The organism is Rhizobium sp. KDH_Rht_773_N, from assembly GCF_052946295.1.
In genome coordinates this window covers 503017-521035 of sequence record NZ_JBRFNB010000002.1, presented here as the reverse complement: position 1 = coordinate 521035, position 18019 = coordinate 503017, and the positions used below count along the sequence as shown (strand labels likewise).

The window sequence follows — 18019 nt, the reverse complement described above, 5'->3', positions numbered from 1 at the left end:
CTTACGCCTCCTGCGTTTGCGGAATGAGCGGCGGCACCTGGATGAGCACGGGCTTGTTCGCTCCGGATTCGATGAGTTCGAAGACCTTGTTGAGCATGCCCGGCACATCCTGGCGCACCATCTCGATGCCGTTGCCGAGAAGGGTGACGAACGGGTCCCAGTCGAAGCAGCCGAGCACCAGGCTGCGGTCGTCCAGATGGCCGGAGCGGCGAATCCAGCGCATGACGCCTTCGAGCGAGATCGTCGAATTGACGAACATGCCCTTCGGCAGGGCATTGCCGCCAAGGGCGCGTTCGTCCAGCGCCTTTTCGGCCTTTTCCGGCGCATAGCCGCAGGCAAGGATATTCTCTTCGTGCACGGAGACGCCGAGGTCGGCATGGGCCGCGCGAAAACCGCGGATACGTTCGGCCGTGTTGTGGTCGCTGCCGCGCCCGCCGATGAAGAGCAGCGGTTCCATCCTGCCGAGCCTCTGCTCGCTGTTTTTCAGGATGCGGCGCGTCAGTTCCCGCGCGCCGGCAAAATTGTCGGAGATGACGGAGGGCGCAAGTGCGCCCGGCAGGTCGAGATTGAGGCTGCGAACACCGGCCGCCGCGCACATTTCGGTGATCCGGTCAGGATCGGTCGCGCCCGTCGCGATCAGGCATTCGACCTGATAGGAGAGCATGGTGCGGGCCGCCTCGACCTCCAGTTCGGGGTCGCGGCGCGTGCAGGTGATGATCGGGAACAGGCCGCGCGCACGCGCCATGTCTTCGAAGGTTTCGACGATCGAGCCGAAATAGCGGTTGTCGTATTTCGGCACGATCATGCCGATAATGTGGGACTTTTCGCGCCGCAGCAGGCTCGCCTGCATATTCAGCGCATAGCCCTGTTCCCCGGCGATCCGCATGATCTTTTCGGCAAGCTGGGCACTGATCCTGCGCTTCTTCCAGTTGCCGTTGAGCACGGCGCTGACCGCACTCGCCGACGTGCCGGCAAGCTCCGCCAGATCGTAGATCGTCGTCCGCTTCGTCTGCTTCACCTGATTCAAAATGCCCTTCTCCGTTTGGGGTAACTTGACATCAAACGGCAGAAGTGGCAATTCTTGCTTCATCGATTGAGCAAGCTTGCGCAATCGATGATACAAGCCGACTGGCAAAGTCGGTGCAGGGAGGTATTTCCAAGAGGCTGCGGAGAGGCTGTGCTTTCGCAGGGGCGCCTTGCTCGTCGTTTCCATGGCGGCGAGGGTGGCGGCGAGCGGGTGAACCGTAGCGGCTTTCGGCAATGCCTGGGCCTGTGTTTCAATCACACCAAGGAGGAGAAAATGAATTATCGCAATTTGCTTATGGCGTCGGCGACCGTTTTCATGGGTCTTGCCGGTGCCGCCTCGGCTCAGGAAGCTGCGACCGTCGCTTTCCTGATGCCCGACCAGGCATCCACCCGCTATGAGCAGCACGATTTCCCCGGCTTCAAGGCCGAGATGGAAAAGCTGTGCCCGAAGTGCACGGTGATCTACCAGAACGCCAACGCCGATGCCTCGCTGCAGCAGCAGCAGTTCAACTCGGTGATCGCCCAGGGGGCCAAGGTCGTCGTTCTCGATCCCGTCGATTCCGCGGCTGCGGCCGGCCTCGTCGAAATCGCCCAGTCCCAGGACGTGAAGGTCATCGCCTATGACCGCCCGATCCCGGACAAGCCGGCCGACTATTACGTCTCCTTCGACAATGAAGGCATCGGCTATGCGATCGCCAAGTCGCTGGTCGAGCATCTGAAGGCCGCAGGCGTGGCTGACGGCGCCGGCGTGCTGGAGATCAACGGTTCGCCGACCGATGCGGCCGCGGGCCTGATCCGCGACGGCATCCATCGCGGCCTGAAGGAATCCGCCTACAAGACGCTTGCCGAATACGACACGCCGGAATGGGCGCCGCCGAAGGCGCAGGAATGGGCTGCCGGCCAGATCACCCGTTTCGGCGCTGACATCAAGGGCGTTGTCGCCGCCAATGACGGCACGGCCGGTGGCGCGATCGCCGCCTTCAAGGCCGCCGGCGTGAAGCCGGTTCCGCCGGTTACCGGCAATGACGCGACGATCGCCGCCCTTCAGCTGATCATCTCCGGCGACCAGTACAACACGATTTCGAAACCGTCCGAAATCGTCGCGGCCGCTGCCGCCAACGTGGCCGTGCAGATGATCAAGGGCGAAAAGCCGGAAGCCAAGACGACGCTCTACAATACGCCGTCGCAGCTCTTCGTCCCCGCCGTCGTGACCGCCGAGAACATCAAGGCCGAAATCTTCGACAAGAAGATCCAGACGCCCGAGCAGATCTGCACCGGCGAATATGCCGAAGGCTGCAAGAAGCTTGGCATCACCAACTAAACGCGCTTGAGTGAACTCCGGCCGCACCTGTGGCGGCCGGATGTCCCCATGGCAAGAAGGACTGCCCCATGAGCAGGGATGTGAAGGATATGCCGGAGAAGGGCCAGACGATCCTCCGGTTGAGCAATATTTCCAAGAATTTCGGCGCGGTTTCGGCGCTGACCGATATCGAACTCGAGGTGAAGGCCGGTGAAGTCGTGGCGCTGGTCGGCGACAACGGCGCCGGCAAGTCGACGCTGATCAAGGTATTGGCCGGCGTGCATCAGCCCTCGTCCGGAACGATCGAGTTCTGTGGCCAGACCGTCACGCTCGACAGTCCCGGCAAGGCGCTGGAACTCGGCATTGCCACCGTCTTCCAGGATCTCGCGCTCTGCGAAAACCTCGATGTCGTCGCCAACCTTTTCCTCGGCCATGAACTTTCTCCCTGGAGCCTCGACGAGGTTGCCATGGAAGTGCGCGCCTGGACGCTTTTGAGAGAGCTCGCCGCCCGCATCCCCTCGGTGCGCGAGCCGATCGCATCGCTTTCGGGCGGCCAGCGCCAGACCGTCGCCATTGCCCGCTCGCTGCTGCTCGATCCGAAGATCATCATGCTCGACGAGCCGACCGCGGCCCTCGGTGTGGCCCAGACCGCGGAAGTGCTGAACCTGATCGAGCGCGTGCGCGAACGCGGCCTCGGCGTCATCATCATCAGCCACAATATGGAAGACGTGCGCGCCGTTGCCGACCGTATCGTCGTGCTGCGCCTCGGGCGCAACAACGGTGTCTTCACGCCCGATTCTTCCAACCAGGAACTCGTCGCCGCCATTACCGGCGCCACCGAAAACGCCGTCTCCCGGCGGATCGAGCGCAAGACGGGTGGCGCACATGAAACCAGCGGGAGGCCCGCATGAGCCAGAAGATGTCAGAGACGATCCCCCAGTCGGCCGCCCTCGACCGCAGCGACGAACGCGTGCGCCACGACGACAACGTTACGGGCATGGTCAAGGCCTTCTTCGACCGCGTGCGCTCGGGCGATCTCGGCATGCTGCCGGTTTTCGTCGGCCTGATCGTCATTTCCACGGTCTTTTCGCTGCTCAATCCGGTATTTCTGGCCCCCAACAACCTCGTCAACCTGCTGTTCGACTGCGCCACCGTCGGCGTCATCTCGCTCGGCATCGTCTGCGTGCTGATGCTGGGTGAAATCGACCTTTCGGTCGGCTCGATGAGCGGTCTTTCCTCCGCCATTCTCGGCGTGCTCTGGGTCAATATGGGCTGGCCGATCCCGCTCGCAATCCTGGTTGCGATCGTTGCCGGCATTATCGTCGGCTCGCTCTATGCGGTCCTGTATAACAGGCTCGGCATGCCGAGTTTCGTCGCCACGCTTGCCGGCCTGCTCGCGCTGCTCGGCATGCAGCTCTATATTCTCGGGCCGACAGGCAGCATCAATCTGCCCTATGCCTCGCCGCTCGTCCGTTTCGGCCAGATCCTCGTCATGCCTGACTGGCTGTCCTACCTGCTGGCGCTGCTGCCGGGCCTGATCCTCGTCGTCAACGAAATGCGCAAGCGCGGCCGGCGACAGGCCTCGAACCTGTCCTCGCCACCGGTCGGTGCCCTGGCGGTCAAGGCCATCGTCCTTACCGCGGCGCTGGAATTTGCCGTCTATTATCTCAATCTCGGCCGCGGCGTGCCGTGGATGTTCGGCCTCTTCGTCGCCATCGCCGTTGTCCTGAACTATGCGCTGACCCGCACCAAATGGGGCCGCTCGATGTTTGCCGTCGGCGGCAATCGCGAGGCTGCGCGCCGCGCCGGCATCAATGTGCGCCGCATCTATTTGAGCGCCTTCGTGCTCTGCTCGACGCTTGCCACGATCGGCGGCATTCTTTCGGCTTCGCGGCTTGCCTCCTCCAGCCAGCAGGCCGGCACGGGCGACGTGAACCTGAACGCCATTGCGGCGGCGGTCATCGGCGGCACCAGCCTGTTCGGCGGCCGCGGCAGCGCCTATTCCGCTCTGCTCGGCATCATCGTCATCCAGGCGATTTCCAACGGGCTGACGCTTCTCAACCTCAGCTCGTCGCTTCGCTACATGATCACAGGCGCTGTGCTCGCGATCGCCGTCATCGTCGATTCGCTTGCCCGCCGGTCCCGTGTCAGCCACGGCCGCGCCTGATTACCCATTCTCAAGGAGTATTCGCATGACTGATCTCATGAAGGGCAAGGTTGCCGCCATTACCGGCGCGGCCTCCGGCATCGGCCTGGAATGCGCCCGTACGCTACATGCCGAAGGCGCAACCGTCGTGCTCGTCGACCGTGCCAAGGACAAGCTCGAGGCGCTCTGCAAGGAAATCGGCGATGGCGCCCTGCCGCTCGTCGTCGATCTTCTCGATGGCCCGCAAGTCTCCGGCATGCTGCCGCGCATTTTGGAACTGGCCGGCCGGCTCGATATTTTCCACGCCAATGCGGGCGCCTATATCGGCGGCCCGGTCGCCGAAGGTGATCCGGATGCCTGGGACCGCATGCTGAACCTCAACATCAATGCGGCCTTCCGCTCGGTCCATGCGGTGCTGCCGCACATGATCGCGCAAAAGTCCGGCGATATCCTGTTTACGAGTTCGATTGCCGGCGTCGTGCCGGTGGTCTGGGAGCCGATCTATACGGCCTCGAAATTTGCCGTTCAGGCCTTCGTCCATTCTACCCGCCGTCAGGTTGCGCAGCATGGCGTGCGTGTCGGCGCCGTGCTTCCGGGGCCGGTTGTCACCGCGCTCCTCGATGACTGGCCGAAGGCCAAGATGGAAGAGGCGCTTGCCAATGGCAGCCTGATGCAGCCGAAGGAGGTGGCCGATGCCGTGCTTTTCATGCTGTCGCGGCCGCGCAATGTCACCGTCCGCGATCTTGTGATCCTGCCGAACAGCGTCGACCTCTGAGGTTGACAGGGCCGGTTGCGGATTGCTCTAGAGCAATTCCGGCAGGAGCGTGAAGCGGTCTTGCCCGTGCAATTGCGTGAAAACAAAGAGATAGAGCGTGCCTGTCATTTGAAGAAGACGGACATGCGCTAGAACCTGAAACTGCCGATTTGAATCGAGAGACCATGAGCGACACTTCACACGCGCCACCAGCGGGTGCCAAACATGTCATCGGCGTCGATGTCGGGACCGGCAGCGCCCGCGCGGGCCTGTTCGATCTCGATGGCCGGATGCTGGCATCGGCCAAGCGGGATATCACGCTGTTTCACGAGGCGGGCTCGATCGTCGAGCAGTCGAGCAGCGAAATCTGGGCGGCAGTCTGCGCCGCCGTCCGCGAGGTTGTTGCCGCAAGCGGCATCGATCCTGCCTCGGTCGCCGGTCTGGGTTTTGATGCCACCTGCTCGCTCGTCGTGCTCGGCGAAGGCGGCAGGCCGCTGCCGGTCGGCCCTTCGGAAGATCCGAACCGGGATATCATCGTCTGGATGGACCATCGCGCCGTCCCGCAGGCGGAGCGCATCAACGCGCTCGGGCATGACGTGCTGCGCTATGTCGGGGGGCGTATCTCGCCCGAGATGGAAACGCCGAAGCTGCTCTGGCTGAAGGAAAACCGACCGCAGGTCTTCGATGCCGCCTGGCAATTCTTCGATCTTGCGGACTTCCTGACCTGGCGGGCGACCGGCGACCTGTCGCGCTCCGTCTGCACCGTAACCTGCAAGTGGACCTATCTCGCCCACGAGAAGCGCTGGGACGCCAGCTACTTCCACCGGATCGGCCTCGGCGCGCTGGCAGACGAGGGTTTTGCCCGCATCGGGCAGGCGATCGTCGAACCCGGCAGCGCGCTTGGCCGCGGCCTCACATCCGCGGCTGCCGGCGAACTCGGCCTCGATCCCGGAACGGCGGTTGCGGCCGGCCTGATCGATGCCCATGCCGGCGGCATCGGAACGGTCGGCATCGGGGCCGGCCCCGAAGCCAATCTCGGCTATGTTTTCGGCACCTCCTCCTGCACGATGACATCGACATCGCAGCCGGCTTTCGTGCCGGGCGTCTGGGGTCCCTATTATTCGGCCATGGTGCCGGGCATGTGGCTGAACGAGGGGGGGCAAAGTGCGGCGGGTGCCGCCATCGATCAGCTGCTGTCTTTCCATCCTGCCGCTGCAGACGCAAAGGACTTGTCGAAGCGCAACGGCGTTCCGCTGCCGGTCCTTCTGGCCGACATGGCCGCACAAAAAGCGGCGCATTCTTCGGATGCCGTCAAGCTCGCGGCCGGCCTGCACGTCGTTCCGGAATTCCTTGGAAACCGCGCGCCCTTTGCCGATCCCCATGCCCGGGCCGTCATCGCCGGTCTCGACATGGAGCGGGATATCGACAGCCTGGTCTCGCTCTATGTCGCAGGTCTCTTCGGCATCGGCTATGGGCTCCGGCAGATCATCGACACGCAGGCGGATGCCGGCGTCATCATCGAGAACATCGTCATCAGCGGCGGCGCCGGCCAGCATGATTTCGTCCGCCAGATGCTTGCGGATGCGAGCGGAAAAGCGGTGATCGCAACGAAGGCCGAGGAGCCGGTCCTGCTCGGCGCCGCCATTCTCGGCGCCGTCGCCGGAGGACTGTTTTCGGACATGCGCGCGGCAATGACGAAGCTCTCCGCTGCCGAGCGGACATATCTGCCCGCAGAAGGAGCGGTCGCCGATCTTCATGCAAAGCGCTATGACGGGTTCAAGCAGCTTCAGGCCCTGGCGCGCGCATTGCGGCAGGTCTGAAAGCCGCCTCCTGCCGGCTCGGCTCTCAGGGCAGTCCGAAAAAACGTCTATCGCCTTACGCGGTAGCACATGGTCACGGTTTCCGTGCGCGGAATATAGCGATATTCGACAATCATATCGCTGCAGTCGAGACGCCGGCGCTCGGCGTAATGGGCGCGGACAACCGGCCTCGACCGATGTTTGACGGCAGCCGGCCGTTCATAGCCTTGGATCATGTCGGCAGACACGGCTGGGCCGGTCGCAACCGTTACCGCCGCCAGGGACAGGAGTGATATCAATAAGGCGCGCATGGCGTTTGCCTCCGAAAAACCTGGCTGGACGCTGCCCCAGCGTCTGCCCTTTTTGGCCTCAATGCCGGCTCACATTCACTTCCGCGGCTGCGGCCAGAAAATCCTCCCTTGCCGCCTCCAGGCTGACGCGTCCTTCGATCGCGCCCTTGCAGGCGTTGCTTGCCTTGACGAATTTCGCGCCCGTGCGCCGCGGCCACATGTCGTGGAGATAGATGAGGGCGTCGAACGGGCCTTTGACGGTCCGGGATCCGGCATTGTCGAATTCGATTTCGACCGGCTCGCTCCATTGTTCGTTTGGCATCTGGTTTCCTCCTCCTGTGCGAGCCCCACAACGCGGCAGGGCGGAGTTTGGTTCCCGCGCCGGAGATGGGTTGGTTAATCTGGGCTTTATGGCCGGGCCGCGACGGGAAACCGCGACCGGAATGCCTGATTTTTCATGGGGTTTCGAGTTTCCGACGTCACACTAAAACTGATTTTTTGATATGAAACAAAATACTTGATTAATAAAATCGAACAGATTAGCGTGCCCGAAAATCAAATTCAATAAACGAGGAACATCCATGCGGGCTAAAGCGACCCTCAACAGGGAATTTACGATCTCGACCGTCGACAAGCGTGTCTATGGCTCCTTCCTGGAGCATATGGGGCGTGCCGTTTACACCGGCATTTATGAGCCGGGTCACGAAAAAGCTGATAAGAACGGTTTCCGTACCGATGTTCTTGATATGGTGCGCGATCTGGACATGCCGATCGTGCGTTATCCCGGCGGCAACTTCGTGTCGGCCTATCATTGGGAGGATGGCATCGGCCCGCGCGACCAGCGCCCCACGCGTCTCGACCTGGCCTGGCGGACCCGCGAGACCAACCAGATGGGCGTCAACGAATTCGCCGACTGGTCGAAGCTCGCCAAGACCGAGATGATGCTGGCGATGAACCTCGGTTCGCGCGGCCTCAACGACGCCCGCAATTTCCTTGAATATTGCAATCATCCTGCTGGTACCTACTGGAGCGACCTGCGCGCCAAGCATGGCTACAAGGACCCGCACAATGTTCGTATCTGGTGCCTCGGCAACGAGATGGACGGTCCCTGGCAGGTCGGCCACAAGACCGCAACCGAATATGGCCTGCTTGCCAACGAGGTGAGCAAGGCTTTCAAATATTTCGACAAGACGCTCGAGACCGTCGTCTGCGGTTCGTCCAACGACAAGATGAAGACCTATCCCGAGTGGGAGGCGCAGGTTCTCGATGCGAGCTACGACAGCGTCGATTACATCTCGCTGCACAAATATTTCGGCAACGAGGAAAACGACACGCTGAACTATTATGCCAAGGCGATGGAACTCGACCGCTATATCGTCACGATCGGCGGCGTCATCGACTATATCAAGGCGAAGAAGCGCTCCAGGCGCGACGTCAAGATCTGCTTCGACGAATGGAACGTCTGGTATCACGACCGCAAGGAAGACGACCAGCGCTACAAGAACTGGGACTGGCCGGAAGCGCCGCCGCTGCTCGAAGAACTCTACAATCTCGAGGACGCGATCTTCGTCGCCTCGCTGATCAACGTCTTCATCCGCCGCTCCGACCGCGTCAAGATCGCCTGCATGGCACAGCTCGTCAACGTCATTGCCCCGATCCTGACCAAGGCGGGCGGACCGGCTTGGCGCCAGTCGATCTACTATCCGCTGCAGTTCGCATCAAAATACGGCCGCGGCACCGCGCTTGCGGTTTCGGCCGCCGGGCCGACCTATGATTGCGATGTGGCGCAGGACGTTCCCTATCTCGATCTTTCGGCCGTGCTGCAGGAGGACGGCAAGAGCATCGCGCTCTTTGCGATCAACCGCAGCCTCGACGAGGCGATCGATCTCGATGTCGCCCTGCAGGGCTTCAAGGGCGCCAAGATCCTCCAGCACCATACGATGGCGGGAGAGGACCTGAAGGCGCGCAACTCCGTCGAGGACCAGAACCGCATCGTGCCGAAGGCAGGATCCGGCCTCCAGATTGCCGACGACGGCAGGCTCACCGGATCGCTGCCGGCGAAATCCTATCATTTCGTCCTGCTGTCCGTCGCCTCGGCGTAAGCCGATTGCCATCGGGGCAGCGGAGGAGGCTGCCCCATCTGGCCTGCCTATCGGGAGGATACATGTCTGGAATCAAGCTGAAAGACGTCAGGAAGTCGTTCGGGTCGTTTGCGGTCATCCACGGCGTCGATATCGAGATCGAGCAGGGCGAGTTTGCCGTTTTCGTCGGCCCTTCCGGCTGCGGAAAATCGACCCTGCTGAGGATGATTGCAGGGCTCGAGGAAACGAGCGGCGGGCAGATCAGCATCGAGAACGAGGATGTCACGCACAGGGAAGCGTCGAAGCGCGGCGTTGCCATGGTCTTCCAGTCCTATGCGCTCTACCCGCATCTTTCCGTTTTCGAAAACATGGCTTTCAGCCTTTCGATCGCCAAGCGCCCGAAGGCGGAGATCCAGGAGAAGGTGAAGGCGGCGGCCGATATCCTTCGCCTGACCGACTATCTCCAGCACAAGCCGAGCCAGCTCTCCGGCGGCCAGCGCCAGCGCGTGGCGATCGGCCGCGCCATCGTGCGCGAACCGCGGGTTTTCCTGTTCGACGAGCCGCTCTCCAATCTGGATGCCGAGCTGCGTGTGAAAATGCGCATGGAGATCGCCCGCCTGCACCGGCAGATCGGCGCGACGATGGTCTACGTCACCCATGACCAGGTCGAGGCGATGACGCTTGCCGACAAGATCGTCGTGCTGAAGCAGGGCATCGTCCAGCAGGTCGGCGCACCTCTGGAACTCTATCGAAATCCGCAGAACATGTTCGTTGCCGGCTTCATCGGCTCGCCGGGCATGAACTTCCTGAAGGGCAAGGTCATCGTTGCCGGCCAGGGTTCGGCACGGATCGAGCTCGACGACGCGCCGGGCCAGGTTTTCGATCTGCCGACGCGCACGCCTGTTGCCGAGGGCGCAGCCATCAATATCGGCGTTAGGCCCGAACATATCGGGCTTGGTTCTGGCAACGGAGGCCTGGTGCTGCCTGTCACTGCCGAGTTTACCGAGGAGCTTGGCGGCACCGGATATCTTCACGTGCTGACCGCGACCAATGCGGAAATGACGGTCGAGTGCCGCGAAAGCAGGCCCCAGCCGAAGGAGAAGATCAGCCTCTCGCTGAGAGTGCCTGAGATGCTGGCTTTCGATGCCGAAGGCAGAAGGCTCAGCTGATTGACCGGAATCCGGAAGTTCGCCCCGGAAACCGGGACGGAATGCAGGAGACGTGGTCGCAAGCCTTTGGAGGAGGCCGGCGACAGAAGCGGCCCCGTGCAGCGGGGTAATTTCAACCTATGCCTTAGAGGAGGAACAAACGTGAGAAAGATCTTAAAACTTGCCGTTTCGGCGGCCATTGCCTTGCTGCCCTCGGCCGCCGCATTCGCGCAGACAGACATTACCTGGTGGGATTTCCTCAGCGGCGGCGACGGCGTGCGCATGAAGGCCCTCATCAAGGAATTCAACGACACGCATCCCGACATCAAGATCAATGCCACGACGCTTGAATGGGGTGTGCCCTTCTACACCAAGGTGCAGACGTCCGCCGCCGTCGGTCAGCAGCCCGATATCATGACCTATCACATGTCGCGCTATCCGCTGGCCGTGCCGACGGGCATCCTGCGTCCTTTCACGGACGAGGAGCTAGCGGCCGCCGGCATCAAGAAGGAAAACTATGTCGATGCGGCCTGGAAACAGGCGACCTTCGACAACAAGGTTTACGGCATTCCCTTCGACGTGCACTCGATCGTTCTTTATTACAACAAGACCATCCTGAAGGAAGCCGGCCTGCTTGGCGATGACGGCCTGCCGAAAGGCCTCGACGGTCTCGACAATTTCAATGCCGCCCTCGACAAGATCAAGGCGACCGGCAAGGTCGAATATCCGCTGTCGCTGCACACGGATGAAGGCGGCTCCATGTGGCGCGTCTTCTACACGCTGCTCTCCCAGCAGGGCGCCAAGTTCATCGACGGCGACCAGATCCTGCCGGGCGATGCCGGCGTGAAGGCGCTTAAGACCATGGCGAACTGGGTTTCCTCGGGCTATTCGCCGAAACTGATTTCCTATGAAGCCTCGATCGCGCTCTTCACCTCGGGCAAGGCCGCGATGCATATCAACGGCGTCTGGGAAGTGCCGACGATGACCGACCTCGCAAAGAAGGGCGAGCTTGGCTTCGAATGGGGCGCCATCGAAATCCCGAACCTGATGGGCACGCAGGCCACCTGGGCGGATTCGCATTCCTTCGCCGTCCCGAACAGCGACAGCAAGCCCATCACCCCTGAAAAGCTGAAGGCCGTGCTGCAGATCATTGCCTGGATGAACGAGCACAGCATCTCCTGGGCAAGCGCCGGCCACATCCCGGCCTACAAGCCGGTGACGGACAGCAAGGAGTTCAAGGAGATGCAGCCGAACGCCACCTATGCGAAGCTTGCCGATACCGCCGTCTTCGACCCGGTCTCCAAGCTCGCGGGTGTTGCCGGCCCGATCTACGAAGCAACGCAGAACTTCGTCGTTCCGGCACTGAACGGTCAGCTCGATCCGGAAGATGCGATCGACCAGATGCGCGAAGAGCTGGAAAGCCAGAAGTAGGAAGTCGCTGGCCGGAGCCCGCCTCCGGCCAGTCCTTCGTCCAGGGAGATGATCTGTGGTCAACACTGAAAAGCGACGCAAGACGCTGACGGCGATCGTCATGATCGCACCGTTCCTGATCGCCTATGCGACCGTCTTTGCCTATCCGGTCTACAAGATGTTCGCCTTGAGCTTTACCGACGCCCCGCTTGTCGGCGAAGGCCAATGGGTGGGCTTCGACAATTATGTGAGGCTCTTCCACCAGAAGCTCTTCTACACTTCGGTCTGGAACACCGGCTATTTCGTCGTGCTGACGGTCCTCCCGAACACGCTGATCGGCCTTGGCCTTGCGCTGATGGTCGTGCGCCTGAAAGGCTGGATGCAGAGCCTGGTTCTCGTGCTCTTCTTCATTCCTTACATCCTTCCCGTTTCCGTCGTCACGCAGATCTGGAAATGGGTTCTCGACCAGCAATTCGGGATCGCGCAATTCATCATCGAAGCCTTCACCGGCGCGCGCGTCAGCGTCTTTCGCGATCCGATCTGGGCCATGCCGATGGTGGCGCTCGTGACTGTCTGGTGGACCAACGGTTTCAACCTGCTGCTCTTCATTGCCGGCCTGCGCAACATTCCAAACGACTATTACGAGGCGGCGATGCTCGACGGCGCGACGCGCTGGCAATGTTTCAAGCGCATCACCTGGCCGCTGATCTGGCCGGTGACGGCGCTGGTGCTGACGTTGCAGCTCATCCTGCAGCTCAAGATCTTCGACCAGGTCTATCTTCTGACCGAGGGCGGCCCCTTCAATTCCACCTATGTGCTCCTGCAGCTCGTCTATCGTGAGGCTTTCCGCTCGAACCACGGCGGTCTCGGCTCCGCGGTCGCGGTGATCCTGTTCCTGATCATCGTCGTCGTTTCCGTGCTGCAGTACCAGCTTCTGCGCGTGAGGGAGCGCTGAGATGCCCGGCAAGACAATCGGCAACGCGCTGCTTCTTATCCTGACGCTGGTGATCGCCTGCACCTGGGCTTTCCCGATCTACTGGGCGATCGTCACATCCATCAAGCCGGAACAGGATGTGGTCAACAAGACCACGCTTATTCCCGACGTCCTCAACTTCTCGGCCTATTATTACGCGCTTTTCGAGACGAAGCTGTCGACCTGGTACCTGAACTCGATCGTGACGTCGGTGACGGTCACTGTTGTCGTCATCCTCATCAGTGTCATGTGCGCCTACGCGCTGTCGCAGATCGTCTTTCCCGGCCGCAGGCTTCTCTACGGCATCATCCTGGCAAGCTTCATGGTGCCGTCGCAGGCGCTGGTCATTTCGCAATTCGTGCTGATGCACAAGCTGAACCTGATCAATACCTGGGGCGGCATCGTCCTGCCGCAGCTGATCGTCCCGGTCGTCGTCATCGTCTACAAGCAGTTCTTCGATTCCGTGCCGAAGGAGCTGCGCGAAGCTGCCAAGCTGGACGGCTGCGGCGAATTCCAGATCCTGTTCAAGCTCTATCTGCCGCTGAACTGGGGCATTACCACCGCGCTTGCGATCATCACCTACATCATGGCCTGGAACGCCTTCCTCTGGCCGTTCCTCGTCACCAACTCCGACGACATGATGACGATCACCGTCGGCATCACCCAGACGAGGGACGCCTTCGGCGTCAAATATGCGCGCGATATGGCGGTTGCGATCCTTGCCGCGATGCCGGTCGCCGTCGCCTACCTCCTGTTCCAGAAGCGGGTAACGCAGGCCCTGATGCTGTCATCGGGCATCAAGGGATAGGCGCATGAGAGATTTGCTTCCGGGCCGAGGTGAGAAGGCCCTGCCGGTCCGCGACAGCTCTCCCGAGGCGCGGGCCGGCGCCCCCGAAAAAGAGCGGCGACATGGGACATGACGCCGTGATATCAGCGGAAACCAACAAGAAAGACTGGAGAACCAGTATCAAGGTATGGAGACGAAACTTCTGACCGTCGATCCGATGAGGGACGTTGATGTCGTCCAGGCACTCGGTTCCCCGACGCGTATCGAAATCCTCAACCTGCTGCGCCAGAAGGGGCCGCTGAATGTCAACGACATCGCGGCGCAGATGCGCTTGCCGCAATCGACGACGGCAACCAACCTGAAATCGCTCGAGCAGGCGGGCCTCATCCAGACGCAGACGATGAAGGCGACCAAGGGAAATCAGAAGGTCTGCTCCAGCATCTACGACGAAATCCTCATCCGCTTCGATACCAACGGCACCAAGGCTAGCGAGGACGTCGTGACCGTCAGCATGCCGATCGGCCTCTTCACCGAGTTCGACGTGGAAGCGCCCTGCGGCCTCTGTTCGGTCAACAACGTCATCGGCATGCTGGACGTGCAGGAGGTCTTCCTCGATCCGCAGCGCATGCAGGCGGCATTGCTCTGGTTTACCCGCGGTTACGTCGAGTACAAATTCCCGAACAATGCCAAGGTGACGGGCAAGAAAATCCGCAAGGTCGAATTCACCGCCGAGCTGAGCTCCGAGACGCCGGCCACGAATGCCAACTGGCCTTCCGACATTTCGATATGGGTCAACGGCATCAAGGCGGGCCACTGGACCTCGCCCGGCGATTACGGCGATCGCCGCGGCATGTATTCGCCGTCCTGGTGGAAGCTCTCGGGCTCGCAATACGGCAAGCTCAAGACCTGGACGATCGACGAGACCGGCACGTGGATCGACGGCGCCATGGTTTCAACCCAGACCATCGCCTCGCTCGGTATCGCCGACCATCACTCGATCCGCTTCCGTATCGGCATCGACGAAAACGCCGACAATCCCGGCGGCATGAACCTCTTCGGCAAGGGGTTCGGCGATTTCGACCAGGATCTGGTCATGTCGATCTATTTCTGACGGACGGCGGCAGCCCGATTGTCGCAACGGGCGCAATCGGGCTGCCCGCCCCTGCCTCCCGTTTCAGCAGGAAAGCTTCTTTGCCGCACCGCTGCCATATCCCCCGACTAGATGGGAACAAGGCCCGCGGAGCGGCGCACCGAAGAAGGACATGAGATGCAGTTGAACGGCCAGTTGAACCCGAACGATCCCGAATTCTTCGAACTTCTCACCGGCAGCTTCCGGCGCCTTGTCGGCAGAGACCTTCTGCCCAGGGACCGGGGGCCTGAATGGCTCTATGGCGATGCCCCGTTTGTCGTGCTTGCACACAACACGGCTGCCGATCCCGTCTTCGTCTATGCCAATTGTGCCGCGCAGAGGCGTTTCGGCTATAGCTGGAGCGAGTTCGTAAAGCTGCAATCCCGATTGTCCGCCGGCCCCGGCGAGCGGTCGGAGCGTCAGGCTCTGCTCGACGCGGTGGCACGAAACGGTTTCATGGCGGGCTATCGCGGCGTCCGGGTCACGAAATCGGGGAGCCGGTTCTGGATGGAAGACGGCATAGTCTGGCAACTGCGGAACGCGGAAGGACAGGACTTCGGCCAGGCGGCGACATTTTCGCAGTGGGCCGAGGTGCCGCCCTCCTAGATCGTCGCCGTGCCTGGTTTCATGCCGCGCTTGCCCGGAATGCAGAAGACTTGCCGATCCCGGTCGCTTCTGACTTTCTTTATGGAAACGTCTTCCGGGAAGCGAGATGCTACAGCCCGATCCAGAAGAGAAGATCGACGCAACGTTCCGCAACGGCTCATTGACGGCGGCGGGGATCATTCTCGGTTTCTCGCTGAACTTCATCGGCCGCTGGGTCTCCAACCCCAATGACTGGAGCGCCATCGACATTGCGCCGATGCTGTTTCTGACCGTCGGCATCGCCCTCCCGGTGAAGGTATTCGCCGACCTGCCGGCGCGGGATTCCCTGATCGCCGAAAAATACGACCGCTCACGGCGCCTGTTCCTGATCGGCCTCGCCATCGTGGCGATCGGCATGGGGATCGCGTTGCTGAACGATATTCTGGGGCTGGGCTCGATGCAGATGTTGGGGTGAGGCCTGCCCAAAGAAAAATTTTCAGCCAGACGATGCAATCCGGAAGATGGCGGGTGCCGCCTTGGTGGCAGAGGGAGATTTTTGTTGTAAGTCAACCGATCGTTCGGCAACATTACTTTCTTGCTGCTAGAATTGAGAAGTATTGCCACCAGCGCGTTGGGGAGACGGGCATGTGCGCAGAGCTTGTTGAACGTCGTTTGGCGGCTATTCTTGCCGCCGATGTGGTGGGCTACAGCCGTCTCCTGGAGGCGAACGAGGAAGATACGCTCAATGCCCTTCGCCAGCATCGACGCGAGCTCTTCGATCCCGCCGTCGCGACCCATGGCGGACATATAATCAAGGTCATGGGCGACGGTTTTCTCGTCGAGTTCGGGAGCGTGCTGAGTGCTGCCCGTTGTGCGGTCGAAATCCAGCGCGGCATGCTGGAGCGCAATGCCGGAATCCCGGCAGACAGGCATTTTGCGTTCCGAATAGGCTTGAATCTGGGCGACATCGTCTTTGATGCGGATGATTTTCACGGGGATGGCATCAATGTCGCGGTCCGGCTGCAGGCCCTTGCTGCGCCCGGTGGTATTGCCTGTTCGGCGGCCGTGCGCCACGAAGTCGCAAACAAGCTCGATCTGGATTTCGCCGACCAGGGCGCCGTGACCGTCAAGAACATTGCCCGCCCGGTTCACGTCTATTTTGCCGATTGGGGCAATGTCGCCCCCAAAGAGGAGGCTCTGCCTGTCACGGGTAGTCACACAAAGGCACCCGTCAACAAGCCTTCGGTCGCCATCCTGCCGTTCGCCAATATCAGCAACGATCCCGAGCAGGATTTTTTCAGCGACGGCATTACCGAAGACCTGATCACCGATCTGTCGAATGTTTCGGGCCTGTTCGTGCTGAGCCGCAACACCGTCTTCGCGTGGAAGGGCCGCAGCGAGAACCTGCAGCGCATCGCCGCCGAACTCGGCGTCGCCTATATCGTGGAAGGCAGCGTGCGCAAGGTGGACAATCACGTCAGGATCAATGCGGAATTGATCGAAGCGGCCAGCGACGGCCATGTCTGGGCCGCGCGTTACGACCGCGACCTCACCGATATCTTCGAAATGCAGGACGAGATCGTGAAGGCGATCGTCGAGCAACTCAAGGTCAAGCTGCTCCCGGAGGAAAAGAAGGCAATAGAGCAGGCGCCGACAGGCAATGTCGAAGCCTACACGCATTTCCTCAGGGGGCGTGAATATTATCATATCGCCTCCCGCTCAAACCACCTGATGGCCAGGCAGAGTTTCGCAAGGGCCATCGAACTGGATCCGGGCTATGCCCGCGCCTATGCCGGTATTGCGGTTTGCGACGCGCGCCTGCGGTCCCAGTTCGGCTCGGAAATTCCGGTGGAGGATATTCTCGCCAACGCGGCGAGGGCGCTTGTTATCGACCCCAATCTGGCCGAGGCGCATGCCGCCAAGGGGTTTGCGCTGGCGGTAGCCGGCAATCGCGCCGAGGCGGTTTCAGCATTCGTGCAGGCTTTGTCGCTCGATGCCAATTGCCACGAGGCCAACAGGTACTATGCGGAATTCTGCGTCACCGACGGTCAGTTCGAGCTGGCGGCGACATATTTCCAGCGCGCGATGGAGATTAAGCCTGCCGATTATGGTGCGCCGATCATGCTTGTGAACGTCTTTCGTTCGCTGGGGCAAATCGACAAGGCCAGGAGCTACGCTCGGATTGCCTTGAAAAAGGCGGAGGAAGAGCTGCACCTGCATCCGGAAAATGCCAATGTCGCATGTCTCGGCGCGACGGCGCTGGCTTTTCTCGGTATCCGCGACATGGCGCTGGACTGGTTGGCGCGCGCGCTCGCGACCGATCCCAACGACATCAACATTCAGTACAATGCCGCCTGCACCTATGCCTTGCTCGGCGAAATCGACCGGGCGATAGACCTGCTCGAGGTCTGGATGCCCCAAGTCGGCATCGAGATGCGGTTATGGTTCAAGAACGATTCCGACCTCGATCCCATCCGCGATCATCCACGCTATTCGAGACTGCTTGAACTGTCCGAATAGCGCCCGCATGCAGGCGGCAGCCCACTAGTACTATTTCAGTACTTGCTAAATATGTCGCGAGCGTCGAGGAT

16 protein-coding genes are annotated in these 18019 nt (G+C 61.2%); 14 read left to right on the top strand and 2 right to left on the bottom strand.

Going from position 1 to position 18019, the window contains the following annotated elements:
• Nucleotide 1: 1 nt before the first annotated feature.
• The gene (locus ACU8HS_RS24315; protein ID WP_112753140.1) at nt 2–1027 is read right to left on the bottom strand and encodes a LacI family DNA-binding transcriptional regulator; all 1026 of its coding nucleotides are present in this window, start codon (nt 1025–1027) and stop codon (nt 2–4) included.
• A 273-nt stretch (nt 1028–1300) separates the two neighbouring features.
• On the opposite strand from ACU8HS_RS24315, the gene ACU8HS_RS24310 reads away from it, so the two are divergent.
• From ACU8HS_RS24310 to ACU8HS_RS24290, 5 genes are all read left to right on the top strand, one after another.
• On the top strand, nt 1301–2347 hold the full coding sequence (locus ACU8HS_RS24310) for an ABC transporter substrate-binding protein (protein ID WP_112571194.1): 1047 nt from the start codon (nt 1301–1303) through the stop codon (nt 2345–2347).
• A 68-nt stretch (nt 2348–2415) separates the two neighbouring features.
• Nucleotides 2416–3237 carry an ATP-binding cassette domain-containing protein gene (locus ACU8HS_RS24305; RefSeq protein ID WP_447016375.1) on the top strand — a complete coding sequence of 274 codons (822 nt, stop codon included), beginning with the start codon at nt 2416–2418 and terminating at the stop codon, nt 3235–3237.
• A complete protein-coding gene (locus ACU8HS_RS24300) occupies nt 3234–4493 on the top strand; it encodes a sugar ABC transporter permease (protein WP_447016374.1) in 1260 nt (419 codons plus the stop codon). The genes ACU8HS_RS24305 and ACU8HS_RS24300 overlap by 4 nt, the downstream gene beginning before the upstream one ends.
• A gap of 25 nt (nt 4494–4518) precedes the next feature.
• Nucleotides 4519–5247: an SDR family oxidoreductase gene (locus ACU8HS_RS24295; RefSeq protein WP_377313004.1), complete on the top strand. Its 729-nt coding sequence runs from the start codon at nt 4519–4521 to the stop codon at nt 5245–5247.
• 164 nt (nt 5248–5411) lie between these two features.
• Nucleotides 5412–7046 (top strand): FGGY-family carbohydrate kinase, encoded by a 1635-nt coding sequence (locus ACU8HS_RS24290; RefSeq protein WP_447016373.1) that lies wholly within the window; start codon nt 5412–5414, stop codon nt 7044–7046.
• Between the two features lie 348 nt (nt 7047–7394).
• Here the strand turns inward: ACU8HS_RS24290 and ACU8HS_RS24285 are convergent, their stop codons facing one another.
• Nucleotides 7395–7637, bottom strand: coding sequence for a DUF982 domain-containing protein (locus tag ACU8HS_RS24285; RefSeq protein ID WP_112571189.1), 243 nt, complete (start codon nt 7635–7637; stop codon nt 7395–7397).
• A gap of 259 nt (nt 7638–7896) precedes the next feature.
• Between ACU8HS_RS24285 and arfA the strand changes: the two genes are divergently transcribed.
• The 9 genes from arfA to ACU8HS_RS24240 all read left to right on the top strand — a co-directional run bounded on the left by arfA (nt 7897) and on the right by ACU8HS_RS24240 (nt 17948).
• Entirely contained in the window at nt 7897–9417 is a 1521-nt protein-coding gene (gene arfA / locus ACU8HS_RS24280; protein WP_112571188.1) for an arabinosylfuranosidase ArfA, read from the top strand.
• 62 nt (nt 9418–9479) lie between these two features.
• Nucleotides 9480–10565, top strand: a complete 1086-nt coding sequence (locus ACU8HS_RS24275) for an ABC transporter ATP-binding protein (protein WP_112571187.1) — start codon at nt 9480–9482, stop codon at nt 10563–10565.
• 141 nt (nt 10566–10706) lie between these two features.
• Nucleotides 10707–11975 (top strand): ABC transporter substrate-binding protein, encoded by a 1269-nt coding sequence (locus ACU8HS_RS24270; protein WP_112703039.1) that lies wholly within the window; start codon nt 10707–10709, stop codon nt 11973–11975.
• 100 nt (nt 11976–12075) lie between these two features.
• Complete coding sequence (locus ACU8HS_RS24265; protein WP_112703093.1) at nt 12076–12909, top strand: carbohydrate ABC transporter permease; 834 nt, start codon at nt 12076–12078, stop codon at nt 12907–12909.
• 1 nt (nt 12910) lies between these two features.
• Nucleotides 12911–13735 (top strand): carbohydrate ABC transporter permease, encoded by an 825-nt coding sequence (locus ACU8HS_RS24260; RefSeq protein ID WP_112571185.1) that lies wholly within the window; start codon nt 12911–12913, stop codon nt 13733–13735.
• A gap of 166 nt (nt 13736–13901) precedes the next feature.
• Nucleotides 13902–14825 carry an ArsR/SmtB family transcription factor gene (locus ACU8HS_RS24255; protein WP_112571184.1) on the top strand — a complete coding sequence of 308 codons (924 nt, stop codon included), beginning with the start codon at nt 13902–13904 and terminating at the stop codon, nt 14823–14825.
• Nucleotides 14826–14981: 156 nt separating this feature from the next.
• Nucleotides 14982–15449: an MEKHLA domain-containing protein gene (locus ACU8HS_RS24250; protein WP_112753135.1), complete on the top strand. Its 468-nt coding sequence runs from the start codon at nt 14982–14984 to the stop codon at nt 15447–15449.
• A gap of 106 nt (nt 15450–15555) precedes the next feature.
• Entirely contained in the window at nt 15556–15903 is a 348-nt protein-coding gene (locus ACU8HS_RS24245) for a hypothetical protein (RefSeq protein ID WP_447016372.1), read from the top strand.
• A gap of 170 nt (nt 15904–16073) precedes the next feature.
• On the top strand, nt 16074–17948 hold the full coding sequence (locus ACU8HS_RS24240; protein ID WP_447016458.1) for a TPR end-of-group domain-containing protein: 1875 nt from the start codon (nt 16074–16076) through the stop codon (nt 17946–17948).
• Nucleotides 17949–18019: the final 71 nt, after the last annotated feature.

Coding starts and splice junctions, on each gene's coding strand:
- ACU8HS_RS24245 (WP_447016372.1), top strand. CDS start 15,556: ATGCTACAGCCCGATCCAGAAGAGAAGATCGACGCAACGTTCCGCAAC.
- ACU8HS_RS24290 (WP_447016373.1), top strand. CDS start 5,412: ATGAGCGACACTTCACACGCGCCACCAGCGGGTGCCAAACATGTCATC.
- ACU8HS_RS24275 (WP_112571187.1), top strand. CDS start 9,480: ATGTCTGGAATCAAGCTGAAAGACGTCAGGAAGTCGTTCGGGTCGTTT.
- ACU8HS_RS24310 (WP_112571194.1), top strand. CDS start 1,301: ATGAATTATCGCAATTTGCTTATGGCGTCGGCGACCGTTTTCATGGGT.
- ACU8HS_RS24240 (WP_447016458.1), top strand. CDS start 16,074: ATGTGCGCAGAGCTTGTTGAACGTCGTTTGGCGGCTATTCTTGCCGCC.
- ACU8HS_RS24255 (WP_112571184.1), top strand. CDS start 13,902: ATGGAGACGAAACTTCTGACCGTCGATCCGATGAGGGACGTTGATGTC.
- arfA (WP_112571188.1), top strand. CDS start 7,897: ATGCGGGCTAAAGCGACCCTCAACAGGGAATTTACGATCTCGACCGTC.
- ACU8HS_RS24250 (WP_112753135.1), top strand. CDS start 14,982: ATGCAGTTGAACGGCCAGTTGAACCCGAACGATCCCGAATTCTTCGAA.
- ACU8HS_RS24300 (WP_447016374.1), top strand. CDS start 3,234: ATGAGCCAGAAGATGTCAGAGACGATCCCCCAGTCGGCCGCCCTCGAC.
- ACU8HS_RS24260 (WP_112571185.1), top strand. CDS start 12,911: ATGCCCGGCAAGACAATCGGCAACGCGCTGCTTCTTATCCTGACGCTG.
- ACU8HS_RS24265 (WP_112703093.1), top strand. CDS start 12,076: ATGATCGCACCGTTCCTGATCGCCTATGCGACCGTCTTTGCCTATCCG.
- ACU8HS_RS24295 (WP_377313004.1), top strand. CDS start 4,519: ATGACTGATCTCATGAAGGGCAAGGTTGCCGCCATTACCGGCGCGGCC.
- ACU8HS_RS24305 (WP_447016375.1), top strand. CDS start 2,416: ATGAGCAGGGATGTGAAGGATATGCCGGAGAAGGGCCAGACGATCCTC.
- ACU8HS_RS24285 (WP_112571189.1), bottom strand. CDS start 7,637: ATGCCAAACGAACAATGGAGCGAGCCGGTCGAAATCGAATTCGACAAT.